This window comes from Streptomyces sp. NPDC045470, from assembly GCF_040646595.1.
Lineage (GTDB): Bacteria > Actinomycetota > Actinomycetes > Streptomycetales > Streptomycetaceae > Streptomyces.
In genome coordinates this window covers 693,097-711,730 of record NZ_JBEZAN010000003.1, presented here as the reverse complement: position 1 = coordinate 711,730, position 18,634 = coordinate 693,097, and the positions used below count along the sequence as shown (strand labels likewise).

5 protein-coding genes are annotated in these 18,634 nt (G+C 75.1%); all 5 read left to right on the top strand.

The genetic code is table 11. The features are described 5' to 3' along the window. Nucleotides 1–23 precede the first annotated feature (23 nt). Entirely contained in the window at nucleotides 24–524 is a 501-nt protein-coding gene (locus AB0A97_RS13280) for a winged helix-turn-helix domain-containing protein (RefSeq protein WP_361148429.1), read from the top strand. A gap of 393 nt (nucleotides 525–917) precedes the next feature. Then, complete coding sequence (locus AB0A97_RS13275) at nucleotides 918–1,913, top strand: ParB N-terminal domain-containing protein (RefSeq protein WP_361148428.1); 996 nt, start codon at nucleotides 918–920, stop codon at nucleotides 1,911–1,913. A 444-nt stretch (nucleotides 1,914–2,357) separates the two neighbouring features. Continuing rightward, complete coding sequence (locus AB0A97_RS13270; protein ID WP_361148426.1) at nucleotides 2,358–4,430, top strand: ABC transporter ATP-binding protein; 2,073 nt, start codon at nucleotides 2,358–2,360, stop codon at nucleotides 4,428–4,430. 137 nt (nucleotides 4,431–4,567) lie between these two features. Beyond that, nucleotides 4,568–13,954 (top strand): amino acid adenylation domain-containing protein, encoded by a 9,387-nt coding sequence (locus tag AB0A97_RS13265; RefSeq protein ID WP_361148424.1) that lies wholly within the window; start codon nucleotides 4,568–4,570, stop codon nucleotides 13,952–13,954. Continuing rightward, nucleotides 13,951–18,612 carry an amino acid adenylation domain-containing protein gene (locus tag AB0A97_RS13260; protein ID WP_361148422.1) on the top strand — a complete coding sequence of 1,554 codons (4,662 nt, stop codon included), beginning with the start codon at nucleotides 13,951–13,953 and terminating at the stop codon, nucleotides 18,610–18,612. The genes AB0A97_RS13265 and AB0A97_RS13260 overlap by 4 nt, the downstream gene beginning before the upstream one ends. Nucleotides 18,613–18,634: the final 22 nt, after the last annotated feature.

The following is an 18,634-nucleotide window of genomic DNA, read 5'->3' as shown; positions in this document are numbered from 1 at the left end:
ACATCTTGGGGTATGTCGGAGAGATGCGATACGCACAGGGCGGCGGACTGACCGCCGAGCGGCGGGAGTTCCGCGAACGGCTGCGGCTGAAGGCGGTCGAACGCTTCGCGCGGGGCGAGACCAACGCGGTGATCGCCCGGGAGCTGCGGGTGAGTGTGCGGTCGGTGCAGCGGTGGCGCCGGGCCTGGCAGCAGGCGGGGGAGCGGGCGCTGGACTCGAAGGGGCCGGCGTCCCGGCCGCGGCTGAGCCCGGCCCAGTTCCGCCTGCTGGAGGCGGAACTCGCCCGGGGCCCCGCGGCGTACGGCTGGTCGGGGGACCGCTGGACGCTGGAGCGCATCCAGGCCGTGATCGTGCGGCGCTTCCGGGTCACGTACACGGTGCAGGGCGTACGCAAGCTGATGCGCCGCCACGGGTGGACGTACGTGCCGCCGGTGGCCGGCGGGGAGGGACGGGAGCCCGGTGGCTGGACGCGGGCGGAGGACGGGCGCGGGGGGCGCGCCCGGCGGGGAAAGCGGGCCGGCTGACCGGCTCGCGCGTCCACCGGTGTCGCGGTGGCGGGGCGGGAGCCGAAATCGCCGATTCCGGTGCCCGGGGGAATGCGACATCGCGGGTTCAGGCACTTCAGGTAGGGGTGCCCCGTAGATAAAGGCACTGTTAGAGTATGTATCTGAATGGGGGAAGATGGTTTGTTTGAATATGTGTTCCGCTTCGCGTGGGGCGTTTTCTGCGGTTCGGGAACCTTCCTCCCCCGCCGGGAGTTGTAACCGGTCGAGAAGCGGGGGTGGGTTCTACACACCTGAACGGCCCGGTGATGTCCTACTCAGGCCGGCATCGCCGAAGCACGGGCCTGCCGTACGTCGTTAGGGTGCGTCAGCGCGAGCTTGCGCACGGGGGAATCACAACGCGAGGAGCCTGGAGTGGAACCTGGGCAGGCGCACCTGGATATGCAGACGGTCGTCGAGGTGGAGATCAATTCTCTCTCGGTGGCCGGCTCTCCGCGTATATCCGGGGAAGACACCGAACATGTGGAGATGCTGACGGTGGCACAGGCACCGCTGCCGCCCATCATCGCGCATCGCGCGACGATGCGGGTCATCGACGGCGTCCACCGACTGCGCGCCGCGGAACGGCGCGGCGACGACAAGATCGCGGTGCGGTTCTTCGACGGTGACGAAGCCGACGCCTTCGTCCTCGCCGTCGAGTCGAACATCACGCACGGCCTTCCGCTGTCCATGGCGGACCGCAAGAACGCGGCCGAACGCATCATCCGTTCGCACCCGTTGTGGTCGGACCGGATGATCGCCTCGGTCACCGGAATCGCGCCGGGCACCGTCGCGGACATCCGCCGGCGGGTGGCGGGCGCGGCGTCCGCGGGGCGCGGCAGGATCGGCCAGGACGGCCGCTTCCGGCCGCTCAACGGAGCCGAGGGCCGCCGGCTCGCCGGCAATCTCATCGCCGAGAACCCCGGTCTGTCGCTGCGGCAGATCGCGCGGGCGTCCGGGATCTCGCCCGAGACGGCGCGCGACGTCCGCAACCGGCTGCGCCGGGGCGAGGAGCCGCTCCTGAAGGGGCGGGGCCGGCCGGCCAGGGCACCGCAGGAGCAACTGTCCGCCGGGCCCGCCGACGCGGGCGACGGCGGTGACGGCAACGCGCCCGTCCGGATGCCCGTCCAGGACCGGACGGTGGTGGTCCGCCGCCTCAAGGTCGACCCGGCCCTGCGGTTCAGCGAGACCGGACGGACGCTGCTGCGGCTGCTGAGCATTCACACGATCAGCGCGGAGGAGTGGGACGACATCATGGCAAACATTCCTCCGCACTGCAGCGGCATCATCGCGCAACTGGCCCGGGAATGCGCGGACATCTGGGCGGACTTCGCCCAGCGGGCCGAGCGCAACGTCGCCGAGGCCGTCTGACAGGCGGCCGCACCATGTCCAAGTGAGGAACGCGGCCGGTTGGACGAATGCCGGGCCGGCCGCACCCGATGAGAATGCGCGATACGGTCGGTACCGGCGGGCGCCCGCGAAAGCGCCGCCCGCCGGGCCGCCCGGCACCCGGCACCGTGAATTCCCCGGTGCACCGGTGTGCCGGGGGCCGGTGCTGCACTTTCACCTTTTCCGTGGCCGGGCGAGAAATCCCTGGAGCCGCCCCGGGCCCATCGGCCTGGCTGGCGGGAGTTGATATGGGTATCGTCGAAAAGGCGCACGGCAGCAGGACAGCATTCCGGTCACCGCATCCGGTGGGCCGGCCTTCGTGAAAGCCCGCCGAACATGACGGATCGGGCGCCCCTCGGGGTGCCGCCTTTTCCATGCGGTCCGACCGCATGACCAGGAATCCCGACCCAGGAGGTTTCCGCTGATATGTTTGCCGGACAAGGCTCGGGCATCATGCTGGCGACGTACGACGACCCGGGCAATTCCACGGCTTCGCAGCGGCTCCGGCCGGGAACGCTCCGCCGGATTCTCGCGTATGCGAAACCGCATTCCCGCGAGAGCGTCCTGCTGTTGCTGCTGACCGTGGTGGACTCGCTCATCATCGTCTCCACCCCGCTGCTCCTCAAGGAGATCATCGACGTCGGCATCCTCCAGAAGGACACCACGGTGCTGACGGTCATCTCGCTCGTCGTCGCGGGGCTCGCCCTCCTCGACGCGGGGCTGCAACTCGCGCAGAGCTGGTACTCGGGCCGGATCAGCCAGGGCGTCAGCTACGACCTGCGGGTGCAGGCGTTCACCCACGTACAGCGCCAGCCGCTGGCCTTCTTCACCCGGACCCAGACCGGGTCCCTGGTCAGCCGGCTCAACACGGACGTGGTGGGCGCGCAGCACGCGCTGGGCACCCTGCTGGGCTCGCTGTCCAGCGTGTTCACGCTGGTGCTGGTCCTCGGCAGCATGTTCTACCTGTCGTGGCTGGTCAGTCTGGTCGCGCTGGTGATCCTGCCGGTGTTCATGATTCCCGGCGCGCTGGTCGGGCGGCGGCTGACCCGCTACTCCCGTGAACAGATGCAGATGAACGCCGAGATGGGCGCGACCATCGGCGAGCGCTTCAACGTGGCGGGCGCGATGCTCTCCAAGCTCTTCGGCCGCCCGCACGAGGAGGCGCGGCTGTTCGCCGAGCGCGCGGGCAAGGTGCGCGAGGTCGGCGTCACCTGGATGGTGCTGAGCCGGCTGACGGTCATCATCATGACGCTGCTGGCCGCCGTCGTCACCGCGCTCGTCTACGGCCTCGGCGGTGCCATGGTCGTCGACGGCACCTTCCAGGTCGGCACGCTGGTGGCGCTGGCCGCCCTGCTGGCCCGCCTGTACGGCCCGATCACCCAGCTCTCCAGCATCCAGGGCGAGGCGCACACCGCGATGGTCAGCTTCGACCGGATCTTCGAACTGCTCGACCTGAAGCCGCTGATCACCGAGCGGGAGAACGCCACCGACCTGCCGGCGCCGGACGACGGAGCCGCCCCCGAGATCACCTTCGACGGGGTGTCCTTCCGCTACCCGAAGGCCAGCGAGGTCTCCCTGGCGTCCCTGGAGTCGCACGCGCTGCCCGCCGACGAGCGGTCCCAGGAGTCGCCCGAGGTGCTGTGCGACATCAGCTTCACGGCGCCGTCCGGCAAGCTCACCGCGCTGGTGGGCCCGTCCGGCGTGGGCAAGACGACCGCCACGCACCTGGTGTCGCGGCTGTACGACCCGTCGGCGGGCAGTGTCCGCATCGCCGGGCAGGACCTGCGCGACGTCACCCTGGACTCGCTGCGCCGGACCGTCGGTGTGGTCTCCCAGGACGCCCACCTCTTCCACGACACCATCCGCAACAACCTCACCTACGCCCGCCCCGGCGCCACCGAGGAGGAGCTGATCGAGGCGTGCCGGGCCGCGCAGATCTGGGACACCATCAGCTCGCTGCCCAGCGGCCTGGACACGGTGGCGGGCGACCGCGGCTACCGGCTCTCGGGCGGCGAGAAGCAACGTCTGGCACTGGCCCGGCTGCTGCTCAAGGCCCCCTCGATCGTGGTCCTCGACGAGGCGACCGCACACTTGGACTCGGAGTCCGAGGCGGCCGTCCAGCGGGCCCTGAAGACGGCGCTGCACGGCCGTACCTCCGTCGTCATCGCGCACCGGCTGTCCACCATCCGGGAGGCCGACCAGATCCTGGTCTTCGACGAGGGCGGCATCCGCGAGCGGGGCACGCACGAGGAGCTGCTGGCGGCCGGCGGGCTCTACGCGGAGCTGTACCACACGCAGTTCGCCCGGCAGGCGGTCAACGGCAGCGGGCCCGAACCGGCCGGGCCCGGTTCCGAGGAGGAGCGCAGCCCGCAGGAGGCCGCGCCGCAGATGATGCCGGGCGGCATGGTCTTCTTCGACGGCTCCGGGCCCGGCGACGGCGGCGGCGCCCCGGGTGGCGGGGTGTGGCACACCAACGGGCCGGGCCCCGGCGGCCGCTGAGCCGCCGACCGACGGCCGCCGGGCGGCCGCGTACACGGGGAACGACGCGCCACCGCCGCGGGCGACCGCCGCGGGCGACCGCCGCGGTGGCGCGGCAGGCAGAAGCGAGCAACGGGTTGTCCGTCAAAGGGGGAGAAATGGAAGGCCAGGCACAGTTCACTGCGCCCCTGACCGCTTGCCAGGAGGGGACGTGGCTGGCCCAGCGCGCGGAGAACCCGCCCCGGCAGTACGACATCAGGCAGTACGCCGATGTGCTGGGCCCGCTCGACACGGACGTCTTCCGGCGGGCGCTGCGGCAGGCCGTCGCCGAGACCGAGGCGCTCCGGCTGCGGTTCACGCAGGACGGCGGCGTCCCGGTGCAGGTGATCCGGGCGGCCGGGGAGAAGATCGCGCTGCGGCACGTCGACCTCACCGACGAGAACGCACCGTGGGAGGCGGCGCAGGCACTGATGTGCGCGGACGGCCGGCACCCGGCCGATCCCACCGAAGGGGACCTCTGCGCGCACGTCCTCTTCAAGCTGGCCCCCGACCGGTACGTCTGGTACCAGCGCCACCACCAACTGCTGGTCGACCACTTCGGGAGCACCCTGCTGGCCCGCCGCGTCGCCGCTCTCTACAGCGCGACCCTGCGCGGTGAGCCGTACTGCCCGCCCGGGCACGTCCCGCTGCGCGAGCTGTGGGAGCAGGAGGCCGCCTACCGGGAGTCGCCGCGGCACGAGGCCGACCGCCGGTACTGGCACGAGCACTTCGCCGACCGGCCGGAACCGGCCACCGTGCCGGGCCACCGGTCGGTGAGCCGGGACGCCCGCCCTCGCGCGTCCGGACACCTGTCGGCCGCCGGCCGGGAAGCGCTGCGGACCGCCGCCGACCGTACGGGGGTGAGCCGCGGCGCGCTCGTCGTCGCCGCGGTCGCCACCTTCGTGTGCCGCACGACGGGGGCGGAGGAGGCGCTGCTGAGCTTCCCGGTCGACGGGCGTACAGGTCCGGCGGCCCGGCGGACGCCCTGCGCGACCGCCAACGTGCTGCCGCTGCGGCTGCCCGCCCGGCCCGGCGACAGCCTCGCCGGGCTGGCCCGCGCCGCGCAGCGGGAGATCGACGGGCTGCTGGAACACCGGAGGTACCGCGGCGAGCGCCTGCACGCCGAACTGGGGCGGCCGGGCGGCCGCCGCGACTTCGGCCCTTCGGTCGCCGTCCCGGCGAACGGCACGGACCTGCGGTTCGGCGAGGCCCGGGGCGCCCTGCACGACCTGCCGGGCGGGCCCGTCGAGGCGTTCTCCGTGGTGCTGCGCGAGCTGCCGGACGACGCCGGGACGAGTGTCGTCCTCGAAGCCGACCCGGCGCTGTACGACCAGGAGTGGGCCGGGGCGGGACACCGGGCCTTCGTCCGGCTCCTGGAGCAGGCGGCGGCCGAACCCGAACTGCCCGTCGGGCGGTTCGGGGTGCTGGGCGCGCCGGAGCACGGGCTCGTCGTGGAGGGCTGGAACGCCACGGGCGCCGAGCGGCCGGGCACCTCGGTGCCGGAGCTGGTCGCCCGCCAGGCCGCGCGCCGGCCCGGCTCCGTCGCCGTGTCCGACGACGAACGCGCCCTGACGTACGCGGAGTTGGACACGGAGGCGGGCCGTCTGGCCACGTACCTGATCAGCCGGGGCGTGACACGCGGGAGCCGGGTCGCCGTGCTGATGGAGCGCTCGGCCGGACTGCTGGTGGCGCTGCTCGGAGTCTGGAAGGCGGGCGCGGCGTACGTGCCGGTGGACGCCGCGTACCCGGCGGAGCGGGTGGCGGTCATGCTGGCCGACTCGGCGCCCGCGGCCGTGCTGTGCACCGGGAGCACCCGGGCCGCGGTGCCGCCCGGCGTGCCCGCCGGCGTCGTGGTGCTGGACGACCCCCGGACCCGGGCGGCCGTGGCCGGGAGCCCGGCGCAGGCCCCTGCGGTCCGGGTGGGCCCCGAGGACCTGGCGTACGTGATGTACACCTCCGGCTCGACCGGGGTGCCGAAGGGTGTGTCGATGCCGCACGGCAGCGTCGCCGGGCTCGTCGGGCAGCGCGACTGGTCCGTCGGCGCGGACGACGCGGTGCTGATGCACGCGCCGCACGCCTTCGACGCCTCGCTGTTCGAGGTGTGGGTGCCGCTGGTGTCCGGGGCGCGCGTGGTGGTGGACGGGCAGGGCGTGGTGGACGGGCCGCGGATCCGTGCGGCCGTGGCGGCGGGGGTCACGGCGGTACATCTGACCGCGGGCTCGTTCCGGGTGGTGGCCGAGGAGTCACCGGAGTGCTTCGCCGGGCTGCGCGAGGTGCTGACCGGGGGTGACGTGGTGCCGCCCGCCGCTGTGGCGCGGGTGCGCGCGGCCTGCCCCGAGGTGGCCGTACGGCATCTGTACGGGCCGACCGAGGCCGCCCTGTGCGCCACCTGGCACCGGCTGCGGCCCGGTGATCCGGTGCCGTCCGTACTGCCGGTGGGCCGCCCGCTGGACAACCGCCAGGTGTACGTACTGGACGCGTTCCTCCAGCCCGTACCGCCGGGCGTGACGGGCGAACTGTGCATCGCCGGCACGGGCCTGGCGCGCGGCTACCTCTCCCGCCCCGGCCTGACGGCGGAACGCTTCACCGCCAGCCCCTTCGTCCCCGGCGAGCGGATGTACCGCACCGGCGACATGGTGCGCTGGACCGACGACGGCGAACTGGTCTTCGTCGGGCGGGCGGACGCCCAGGTCAAGGTGCGCGGCTTCCGTATCGAGCCCGGGGAGATCGAAGCGGCGCTGGCGGCCCACCCGGCGGTCGGCGAGGCGGTGGTGGTGGCCCGCGAGGACCGGCCGGGAGAGCGCCGGCTGGTGGCCTACGTCGTGGCGCAGCCCGCGTCCGACGGCGGGTCGCGGGACGGTCAGCCGTCGCGCGACGAGCGGCCGTTCCGCGACGAGCCGGGCGGCGAGCGGGCCGCCGCGGGCGCGGGCAGCGCTTCGGAAGCCCTGCTCACCGGGGAGTCCGGCGGCAGCGCGGGCGCGGCGGGCCGGGACACCGGCGCGCTGCTCGCGGCGCTGCGCGAGTTCGTGGGCGGGCGGCTGCCCGAGTACATGGTGCCGTCGGCGTTCGTCCCGCTGGACGGACTCCCGCTGACCGTGAACGGCAAGGTCGACCACCAGGCGCTGCCCGCACCCGACTTCACCGGCAGCGGGTCGGCGCGGGAGCCGCGCGGCGCCGCCGAGGAGACCCTGTGCGCGCTGTTCGCGCAGGTGCTCGGCCGGGAACGGGTGGGACCCGAGGACAGCTTCTTCGAGCTGGGCGGCGACTCGATCATGGCGGTGCAGCTCGCCTCGCGGGCGCGCCGCGCCGGGCTGGTGCTGACCACACGCCAGGTCTTCGACGAGCGGACCCCGGAGCGGCTGGCCCGGGTGGCCCCCGCCCCGCAGGCCGGGCCGCCGGACGCGGACACGGAGACCGGCGAGGTGCCCTGGGCGTCGCTGAGCCCCGCGCGGGGCGGGAACTTCGCGCGCTGGGCGGTCCTGGCGGCCCCGGACGGTCTGCGGCCGGAGTCACTGCGGGCCGCAGTCACCGCCCTCCTGGACACCCATGCCGTACTGCGCGCACGGACCACCGACGGGGGCAACGGCCCCCGCACGGTGGTGCCCGCCCGCGGCACGGTGGACGCGACGGCACTGGTCACCCGCGAGTCCGTGGCCGCGGCGGACCTCGGCCCCGCCGCCGAACGCGCGGCCCGCGAAGCGGTGGCACGGCTCGACCCCTCGGCCGGGGCGAACCTCCGGGCGACATGGCTGGACGCGGGCGCCGCACAGCCCGGCCGCCTGGTGCTCGCGGTCCACCACGCGGTGGCGGACGCGGCGTCCTGGCGCATCCTGGTCCCGGACTTCGTGGCCGCGTGCGAGGCCGCGGCCGCCGGCCGCACGCCGGCGCTCGGCCCGGTGGGCACGTCCTTCCGGCACTGGGCGGGCCTGCTGGCCGCGCAGGCGACCCAGGAGCACCGGGACGCGGAGGCGGACGGCCCGCGCGCCGGCACCCTTCCAGAGGGGGGCGCCCCCGCGAGCACAGCGGCGGACGCGGACGCGGAACCCGCCGGAACGGCGCGCCGCATGGTCTGGACCGTGCCGCCGCAGCAGACGGCGGCGCTGGTGGACCGGGCACCCGCCGTGTTCCACTGCACCGCCGACGAGGTGCTGCTGACCGCGCTGGCCGCAGCGGTCGCCCACGGGCGCGAGGGGCGTGCGGACGCCCGTACCGGTGTCCTGCTGGACATCGAGCGGGACGGCCGTCGCGGTGGCCCGGACGGGCTCGACCTGTCCCGTACGGTGGGCCGGTTCACCCGTGTGCACCCCGTACGGCTGGACCTCTCCGGGACCGCCCTGAGCGAGGTCCTCGCGGGCGGCCCGGCGGCCGGGACGCTGCTCAAGTCGGTGAAGGAGCAGGTACGTTCGGCCCCCGACGGCGGCGATGGTGACGGCGACGGCTTCGGCCACGGCCCGCTACGGCACCGCCACCCGGAGACGGGCACCGCACCGGCCGCCTCCGCGTCCCCCCGCATCGCGTTCAGTTGCTCGGGACGCCCGGAGCGGGGCGGCGCGCAGGTCACGGCCGGAGCCGTGGCGACCGGCCGCGACGCGCCGTCCCCGTACGACCTGGAAGCCGGGGCGGCGATCGGTACGTCCGCCGCCGGACCCACCCTGACCCTCACGCTCACCTGGCGGCACCGGGACGAGCACGGCCAGGCCGACGCGGCGGCGCAGCGGCTCGGCCGCCGCTGGGTGGAGATGCTGGGCGGCCTGGCCGCCCACGCCGCCCGGCCGGGAGCGGGCGGCCACACGCCCTCCGACTTCCCGCTGCTCGCCCTCACCCAGGACGGCGTCGCGGAGCTGGAGGCCGTCGTGCCGCGGCCGGCGGACATCTGGCCGCTGTCGTCCCTCCAGGAGGGGCTGCTGTTCCAGTCCTCCTTCGAGGAGGAGGGCCCGGACGTCTACGAGACCCAGTGGATGCTGGAGCTGTCCGGCCCGCTGGACGCCGCCCGGCTGCGCGCCTCGTGGGAGGCGCTGCTGGACCGGCACGCCGCGCTGCGCGCGAGCTTCCACCGGCGCGCGTCGGGCGAGGCCGTCCAGGTCGTGGCCCGTGAGGTGCGGCTGCCCTGGCGGGAGATCGACCTGTCCGGCCTGTCGGAGGCCGACGCGCTCTCCGGCATCGAGGAACTGGCCACCCGGGAGCAGGAGCGCCGCTTCGACACGGCGGCGGCGCCGCTGCTGCGGCTGCTGCTGATCCGCCTCGGCGCGGACCGGCACCGGCTCGTCGTCATCAGCCACCACATCCTGATGGACGGCTGGTCCATGCCGGTCCTGCTGGCCGAACTGGCCGAGGTCTACGCGGCGGGCGGCGACGCGTCGGCCCTGGCCCCGGCCGCGTCCTACGGCGACTACCTCGCCTGGCGCGCCCGCCAGGACCAGGACGCCGCACGGGCCGCCTGGGCCGCCGAGTTCACCGGCGCCGACGAGCCGACGCTCGTCGCGCCGGGGGCGGCCGACCGGGGCCCGGTGGACGCCGGCCACGTGATCACCGACATCCCCGAACGGACCACCCGCGGCCTCACCGGGCTGGCGCGCCGCCACGGTCTGACCGTGAACACGGTGATGCAGGGGGCCTGGGCCCTGGTGCTGGCCCGGCTGGCGGGCCGTACCGACGTGGTGTTCGGCGCCACCGTCGCGGGCCGGCCGCCGGAGCTGCCCGGCATGGAGTCCATGGTCGGTCTGCTGATCAACACCGTGCCGGTACGGGTACGTCTGGACGCCGCGCAGCCGGTGCTCGGGCTGCTGCGCGACCTCCAGGAGCGCCAGTCCGCACTGGTGGCCCACCAGCACCTGGGCCTGCCGGAGATCCAGCGGCTGGCCGGTCCCGGCGCCGTCTTCGACACGCTGGTCGTGCACGAGAACTACCCCCGCGCGATCGCCGCGCCCGGCTCCCCGGACGCGCTCTCCTTCGCCGTCCTGGGCACCCGCGAGGCCACGCACTACCCGCTGACCCTGGGCGTCATACCGGGCGAGCGGCTGCGCGTGCACGTGGCGCACCGCCGCGGCCAGGTGGCGGCGGACATCGCCGAGAAGCTGGTCGGGCGGCTGGTGCGGGTCTTCGAACAGCTCATGGCGGACTGCTCGGTGCCGGTGGGCCGGGTCGGTGTCCTGGACGCGGACGAGCGCGCGCTGGTCGTGGCGGACTGGAACCGTACGGACGCGCCGGTGACCGTGGCGACGATGCCCGAGCTGTTCCGCGCCCAGGCGGAGCGCACCCCCGGCGCCGTCGCGGTGCAGGACGGGCACGAGGTGCTCACCTACGCCGAGCTGGAACACCAGGCCGGGCAGTTGGCCCGGCACCTGACCGGGCACGGCGTGGGCCCCGAGTGCCGGGTGGCGGTCGTCGTCGAGCGGTCGGTGGCGATGGCCGTCGCCGTGCTGGCCGTGGCGATGGCGGGCGGTGTGTACGTACCGGTCGACCCCGCATACCCGGCCGAGCGCATCGCGTTCGTGCTGCGGGACGCCGGACCGGCCGTCGTGGTGTGCACGACGCGCACCCGGGCCGCGGTCCCGGCCGGTGCGTACGGCGGCACGGTCGTCCTGGACGACCCCACGGTGGCCGCGGCGGTGGCGCGCCGGGCGGGCGGCTCGCTGTCCGACGCCGAGCGGCCCGCGCCGCTGCACGCCGACCACGCGGCGTACGTGATCTACACCTCCGGATCGACCGGTGTGCCCAAGGGCGTCCTGGTACCGCACCGAGGGCTGGCCAACCTCGTCGCCGACCGCGTCGGGCGCTACCGCATCGGCCCGGACAGCCGCGTCGTCCAACGCGTCTCGCCCAGCTTCGACGTGTCCATGGGGGACATCTGGCCGGTGCTGTGCGCGGGCGGGCGGCTCGTGCTGGCCCCGGCCGGGCAGGAGTCCTTCGGCGAGGACCTGGCCGACCTGCTGCGCGAACGCAAGGCCACCCACGTGGTGCTGCCCGCCGCGTTCCTGCCCCAACTGCCGTCCGACGGGCTGTCCCGGCTGCGGGTCCTGGTCACCGGCGGCGAGCCGATGACCGACGAGGTACGCCGCCGCTGGTCCGCCGGACGGGAGCTGTTCAACGAGTACGGCGTCACCGAGGCGACCGTCACCTCCACCGTGACCGCGCCGCTGGACGCCGGCAGTGCGCCCGCGATCGGCCGCCCGATCATCAACTCCCGTGCGTACGTCCTGGACGCCTTTCTCCAGCCGGTGCCGCCGGGTGTGGTCGGCGAGCTGTACGTGGCCGGGGTGAACCTGGCGCGCGGCTACCTGGGGCGCGCGGGGCTGAGCGCGTCGCGGTTCGTGGCGGACCCGTTCGCGCCCGGCATGGGGGTCCCCCCGGCCGAAGGCTGGGGGAGGATGTACCGGACCGGGGACCTGGTCCGCTGGACCGGCGACGGCGAACTGGTCTTCGCCGGGCGGGCGGACGCCCAGGTCAAGGTGCGCGGCTTCCGTGTCGAACTCGGCGAGGTGGAGGCCGCGCTGGCCGCGCACCCCGCGGTGGCGGACGCGGTCGCGGTGGTCCGCGAGGACCGCCCCGGCGAACGCCGGCTGGTCGGCTACGCGGTCCCCGCCGGTCCCGGCCTGGACGAACGGTCCGTCCGTACGCATGTCGCCGGGACCCTGCCGGACTACATGGTGCCCGCGGCCGTGGTGGCCCTCGACGAGCTGCCGAGGACCCCGAACGGGAAGCTGGACCGCGCGGCGCTGCCCGCGCCCGACTTCGCCGGACAGGTCACCGGCCGGGAGCCGCGTACCCCCGCCGAGACGGTGCTGTGCGCCCTGTTCGCCGAACTCCTGGGCCTGGACCGGGCCGGCGCCGAGGACAGCTTCTTCGAGCTGGGCGGCGACTCGATCACCTCGCTCCAACTGGTGGCGCGGGCCCGCCGGGCCGGGCTGCTGCTCACCTCCCGCCAGGTCTTCGACGAACAGACCCCGGAGCGCCTGGCCGAGGTGGCGGAGCCGGTGACGTCCGGCCCCCGCGCGGACACCGCGGGCGCGGGCACCGGCGAGGTGCCGTGGACACCGGTGATGCGGCTGCTCGGGGAGCGGATCACCGGTGGGCGGTTCGCGCAGTGGATGACCGTGGGCGCCCCGGCCGGACTGGGCCGGGACGTGCTGGCCGCCGGACTGGCCGCCGTACTGGACACCCACGCCATGCTGCGGGCCCGGGTGGTGCCGCGCCCCGGCGGGCCGGTGCTGGCCGTCGGCGGCCGGGGCTCGGTGGACGCCGACGCGCTGGTCACCCGGGTGGACGTGGCCGGGGCACCGGACACCGGCCTCGACGGCCTCGCGGAACGGGCCGCCGGAGAAGCGGTCGGACGGCTCGACCCGGCCGCGGGCGTCCTGGTCCAGGCGGTCTGGCTGGACGCGGGACCGCACCGCACCGGCCGGCTGGTGCTGGCCGTGCACCACCTCGCGGTCGACGGCGTGTCCTGGCGCATCCTGCTCCCGGACCTGCGGGCCGCCTGCGAAGCGGTGGCGGCCGGGCGCGCACCGGAACCCGACCGCGTCGGTACGGCGTTCCGGCAGTGGGCCGGACTGCTGGCCGCGCAGGCGGCACAGCCGTGGCGGGTGGCGGAACTGCCGCACTGGACCGCCGTACTCGACGGACCCGACCCGGTGCTCGGCGCCCGCACCCTCGACCCGGGCACGGACACCCAGGCGACCGTGCGTCACCGCACCTGGCAGGTGCCCCGGGAGCAGGTGGCGGTCCTCGCCACCCGCACCCCCGCGGTCTTCCACTGCGGCGTGCACGAAGTGCTGCTCGCGGCACTGGCCGCGGCGGTCGTGTGCGCCCGGCCGGCCACGGAAGCGGCGGCCGGGGTCCTGGTGGACATCGAGGGGCACGGCCGGGAACCGGTCGCCGGGGTCGACCTGTCCCGGACGGTGGGCTGGTTCACCAGCGTGCACCCCGTACGGCTCGACCTGTCCGGTGTGGATCTGCACCAGGTCATGGCGGGCGGGCCCGCGGCCGGAGCGCTGCTCAAGGCGGTCAAGGAACAGACGCGCGCGGTGCCCGGCGACGGCCTCGGCCACGGGCTGCTGCGCCACCTGAACCCGGAGACCGGCCCCGTGCTGGCCGCCCTCCCGGCCCCGCAGATCGGCTTCAACTACCTCGGCCGGTTCCCCGCGGGCGCGCCCGCGGGCACCGTCCGGCCGTGGGAAGCGGCGGGCAGCACCGCACTGGGCGGCTCGGACGACCCGGACATGCCCGCACCGCACGCCCTGGAGGCCGGCGCGGTCATCCGCGACACGCCCGAGGGCCCCGCGCTGACCCTCACCGTCGGCGGGCCGGCCGGCGTCCTCGACGACGCGGCCGTCACCCGCCTGGGCGGCCTCTGGAAGGACCTGCTCGGCGGCCTGGCCGCCCACACGGCCGCGCCCGAGGCGGGCGGCCACACACCCTCCGACTTCCCGCTCCTGGACCTCGGCCAGGACGAGGTCGAGGAGTTCGAAGCGATCGCGGCACGGCTCGAAGGGGGACTGTCGCTGTGAAGACCTCACCACCCGCCACGGCACCGGCATCCGGCAAGGGCTCGGCACTCGCCGAAGTGTGGCCGCTGTCCCCGTTGCAGGAAGGGATGCTCTTCCACGCCGGGTTCGGCGACCAGGGGCCCGACGTCTACGTCATCCAGCGCACCCTGACCATCGACGGCCCGCTGGACGCGGACCGCTGGCACGCGTCCTGGCAGGCGCTGCTCGGCCGGCACGCGGCGCTCCGCGCCAGCTTCCACCGCCGCAAGTCGGGGGAGGCGGTCCAGCTCGTCAGCCGGGAGGCGGTGCTGCCCTGGCGCGAGGCCGACCTGTCCGGCCTGCCCGAGGCCGACGCGCTCGCCGAGGTCGGACGGCTGGCCGCCGACGCGTGCGCGGAACGCTTCGACCTCGGGGTGGCGCCGCTGCTGCGGGTGCTGCTCGTACGCCTCGGCGCCGAGCGGCACTGCATGGTGCTGACGGCCCATCACATCCTGCTCGACGGCTGGTCGATGCCCATCCTCTTCGACGAGGCGACCACGGTGTACGCGGCGGGCGGCGACCCCTCGGTGCTGCGGCGCACCGTCTCCTACCGCGACTACCTGGCGTGGCTGGGCCGGCAGGACAAGGACGCCGCGCGGGCCGCGTGGCGCGCCGAACTGGCCGGGGACGGCGAGCCGACGCTCGTCGCCCCCGCGGACCCGGCGCGCACTCCCGAGCTGCCCGACCAGACCAAGGCCGACCTGCCCGCGTCCCTCACCCGCGCCCTCACCGACCTGGCCCGCCGCCACGGCCTGACCGTCAACACCGTCGTGCAGGGCGCCTGGGCGCTGCTCCTGGCCCGGCTGTCCGGGCGCGACGACGTGGTCTACGGCACGACCGTGGCGGGCCGCCCGCCGGAACTCCCCGGCGTCGAGTCGATGGTCGGTCTCTTCATCAACACGGTGCCGGTACGGGTGCGCCTGCACGCGGGGCAGCCCGTGGTGGAGATGCTCAAGGACGTACAGGCGCGCCAGTCCGCGCTGCTCCCGCACCAGCACCTGGGGCTGGCCGACATCCAGAAGCACGCCGGTCCGGAAGCGGGCTTCGACACGCTGGTGGTGTACGAGAACTACCCGCGCCCGGCCGCCGAATCGGCTCCCGGCACGCTCACCTTCACCACACTCGGCCTGCGCCAGGCCACCCACTACCCGCTGACCCTCGGCATCCTCCCCGGCGACCGGCTGGAGGTGGAGGTCTCCTACCGGCCCGACCTGGTCACCGCCGAGCCGGCCCGCGCGCTGGCCGGGCGGCTGGTGCGGGTGCTGGAGCAACTGGTGGCGGACCCGACGGTCCCGGTGGGCCGGGTCGACGTCCTGGACGCGGCCGAGCGGCGCCGGGCCGTGACGGAGTGGAACGCCACGGCGGCGGAACCGGCGGGCGCCACCGTGCCGGAGCTGTTCGCGGCGCGGGTGGCGGCCGCGCCGGATGCCGTGGCCGTGACGGACGGGCGTCAAAGTGTTCAATTCGGTGAGTTGGACACCGCGTCGGACCGCCTCGCCGCGTACCTGCGCGGCCTGGGGGTGGGCCGTGGCGACCGGATCGCGGTGGTGCTGGAACGGTCGGCCGGGCTGCTCACGTCGCTGCTGGCGGTGTGGAAGGCGGGCGCCGCGTACGTGCCGGTGGACGCCGGGTACCCGGCGGAGCGGATCACGTTCCTGCTGGCCGACTCGGGGCCCGCGCTCGTGCTGTGCGCCGAGGCCACCCGCGCGGCGGTCCCGGCGGAACTGGCCGGGCAGACGGTCGTGCTGGACGACCCGAAGGTGCGGACGGCGGTGGCGGAAGCACCCGCCGGGGAGCCCCGACCGCCCCTGCACCCGCAGGACTTGGCGTATGTGATGTACACCTCCGGCTCCACCGGTGTGCCCAAGGGCGTCGGCGTGCCGCACGGCAGTGTGGCGGCGCTGGCCGGGGACCGCGGCTGGGCGCTCGGCCCGGACGACGCGGTACTGATGCACGCCCCGCACGCCTTCGACGCCTCCCTGTTCGAGATATGGGTGCCGCTGGTCTCCGGCGCCCGGGTGGCCGTGGCGGCGGCCGGTGCGGTGGACGCGCAGCGGGTGCGGGAGGCGGTGGCGGCGGGTGTCACGGCGGTGCACCTGACCGCCGGGTCCTTCCGGGTGGCCGCGCAGGAGGACCCGGAGTGCTTCGCCGGGCTGCGCGAGGTGCTGACCGGCGGCGACGTGGTGCCCGCCGGGGTGGTGGCGCGGGTGCGCGCGGCCTGCCCCGAGGTGTCCGTACGGCATCTGTACGGGCCCACCGAGACCACCCTGAGCGCCACCTGGCACCGGCTCCGGCCCGGCGGGCCCACCCCGGACGTGCTGCCCATCGGACGCCCGCTGGCCAACCGGCAGGCGTACGTGCTCGACGCGTTCCTCCAGCCCGTACCGCCCGGCGTGGCCGGCGAGCTGTACCTGGCCGGTACGGGCCTGGCCCGCGGCTACCTCGACCGCCCCGGCGCCACGGCTGAACGCTTCACGGCCAACCCCTTCGGACCCGGCGGGAGGATGTACCGCACGGGCGATCTCGCGCGCTGGACGCCGGACGGCGAACTGGTCTTCGCCGGGCGCGCCGACGCGCAGGTCAAGGTGCGCGGCTACCGGATCGAACCGGGCGAGATCGAGACCGTGCTCGCGGCCGCGCCGGGAGTGGCCCAGGCCGCCGTCGTCGCCCGCGAGGACCGGCCGGGTGAGCGCAGGCTGGTCGGCTACGTGGTGGCGGCCGGGGGCGGCACGGACGGCACTGACGGCTCAGCGCCGGACGGCCAGGCACTGCGCGAGCACCTCGCCCGCGTACTGCCGGAGTACATGGTGCCCGCCGCCGTCCTCGTCCTGGACGCCCTGCCGGTCACGGCCAACGGGAAGGTGGACCGCAAGGCCCTGCCCGCGCCCGGCTTCGCCGGGAAGGCGGCGGGCCGCGCACCGCGCACGGCGGCGGAGGACATCCTGTGCGGACTCTTCGCCGAACTGCTCGGCCTGGAACGCGTCGGCGCGGAGGACGGCTTCTTCCAACTGGGCGGCGACTCCATCATGTCCATGCAGCTCGCCACCCGGGCCCGCCGCGAAGGGGTGGTCTTCAGCGCCCAGGACGTCTTCGAACAGGAGACGCCGGGCGCGCTGGCCGCCGTCGCCCGCCTCGCAGACGAGGTGCGCGCAGCCCCGGACGCGGGCGTGGGCGAGGTGGCCTGGACCCCCACGATGGCGGCGCTCGGGGAGTACGCGCTGAGCGGCGGCTTCGCGCAGTGGATGGTCGTCACCACCCCTGCGGGCCTTCGGCCGGACGCGCTCACCGGCGGGCTGGCCGCCGTACTGGACACCCACGACATGCTGCGGGCCCGCGTGGTGCGAGCGGAGGGCGGACCACGCCTGGTGGTGCCGGGGCGCGGCACGGTCGACGCCACCGCCCTGCTCACCCGTATCGACGCCACGGACGTACCGGCCGGTGCCCTGGACGGCATGGCCGACGGCGCGGCCCGGGAGGCGACCGGACGGCTGGACACCGAGGACGGCGTGCTGGTGCAGGCCGTCTGGCTGGACGCCGGACCCGCGGAGCCCGGCCGACTGGCGCTCGTGGTGCACCACCTGGTGACGGACGGAGTGTCCTGGCGCATCCTGCTCCCGGACCTGCAAGCCGCCTGCGAAGCGGTGGCCGACGGGCGCGCACCGGAACTCGACCCCGTCCCCACCTCCTTCCGGCAGTGGGCGGGCGCCCTCGCGGCCCAGGCCACCGCCGAACACCGAATATCGGAACTGCCGGACTGGGCGGCCCTGTTCAAGAACGTGGCGCCCCCGCTGGGCGGACGGGCGCTCGATCCGGCCGAGGACACCCTGGCCGCCATGGTCTGGCGCACCTGGACGCTGCCGGGGCCGACGGCGGCCACCCTCGTGGGCACGGCTCCCGGAGTGTTCCACTGCGGCGTCCACGAAGTGCTGCTCGCGACGCTGGCGGGCGCGGTCGCGTACGACCGGCCGGAAGCCGCGCTCGTCGTGGACGTCGAAGGACACGGACGCGAACCGGCCGGCGGGGCGGACCTGTCCCGGACGGTGGGCTGGTTCACCAGCGTCCACCCGGTACGCCTGGACGTGTCGGGCATCGACCTGGACGAGGCGCCGCGCGGCGGCCCGGCCGCCGGTGAGCTGCTCAAACGCGTCAAGGAGCAGGCGCGGGCGGTGCCCGGCGACGGCCTCGGCCATGCCCTGCTGCGCCACCTGAACCCGCTCACCGCACCGGAGTTGGACACCCTGCCGGACGCCCACATCGGGTTCAATTACCTGGGCAGGTTCGCGGGTGCGGGCCGGGCCGGAGCGCCGGGGGACGCCTGGCAGCCGGCCGGCACCTCGGTGGTCGGCAGTTCGGCCGACCCCCGCACACCCGCCCCGCACGCCCTGGAGGCGGGGGCGTACGTCCAGGACACCCCGGACGGGCCGGAACTGACCCTCACGCTCGGCCGGCCCGCCGGTCTGTGGCCGGAGGCGGCCGCCGAGCGGCTGGGCCGGCGCTGGCTGGACCTGCTGGACGGCCTGGCGGCGCACACCGCCGATCCGGCCGCGGGCGGGCACACCGCCTCCGACTTCCCCCTGCTGGACCTAGGCCAGGACGAGGTCGAGGAGTTCGAAGCCGGTTTCGCGGACGGTGCCCCGTAGTCCGTGAGCCGCCGCAGCACCC

Bases quoted from the DNA above. Each gene is read 5' to 3' on its own strand.
- AB0A97_RS13280 (WP_361148429.1), top strand. From the start codon at position 24: ATGCGATACGCACAGGGCGGCGGACTGACCGCCGAGCGGCGGGAGTTC.
- AB0A97_RS13270 (WP_361148426.1), top strand. From the start codon at position 2,358: ATGTTTGCCGGACAAGGCTCGGGCATCATGCTGGCGACGTACGACGAC.
- AB0A97_RS13265 (WP_361148424.1), top strand. From the start codon at position 4,568: ATGGAAGGCCAGGCACAGTTCACTGCGCCCCTGACCGCTTGCCAGGAG.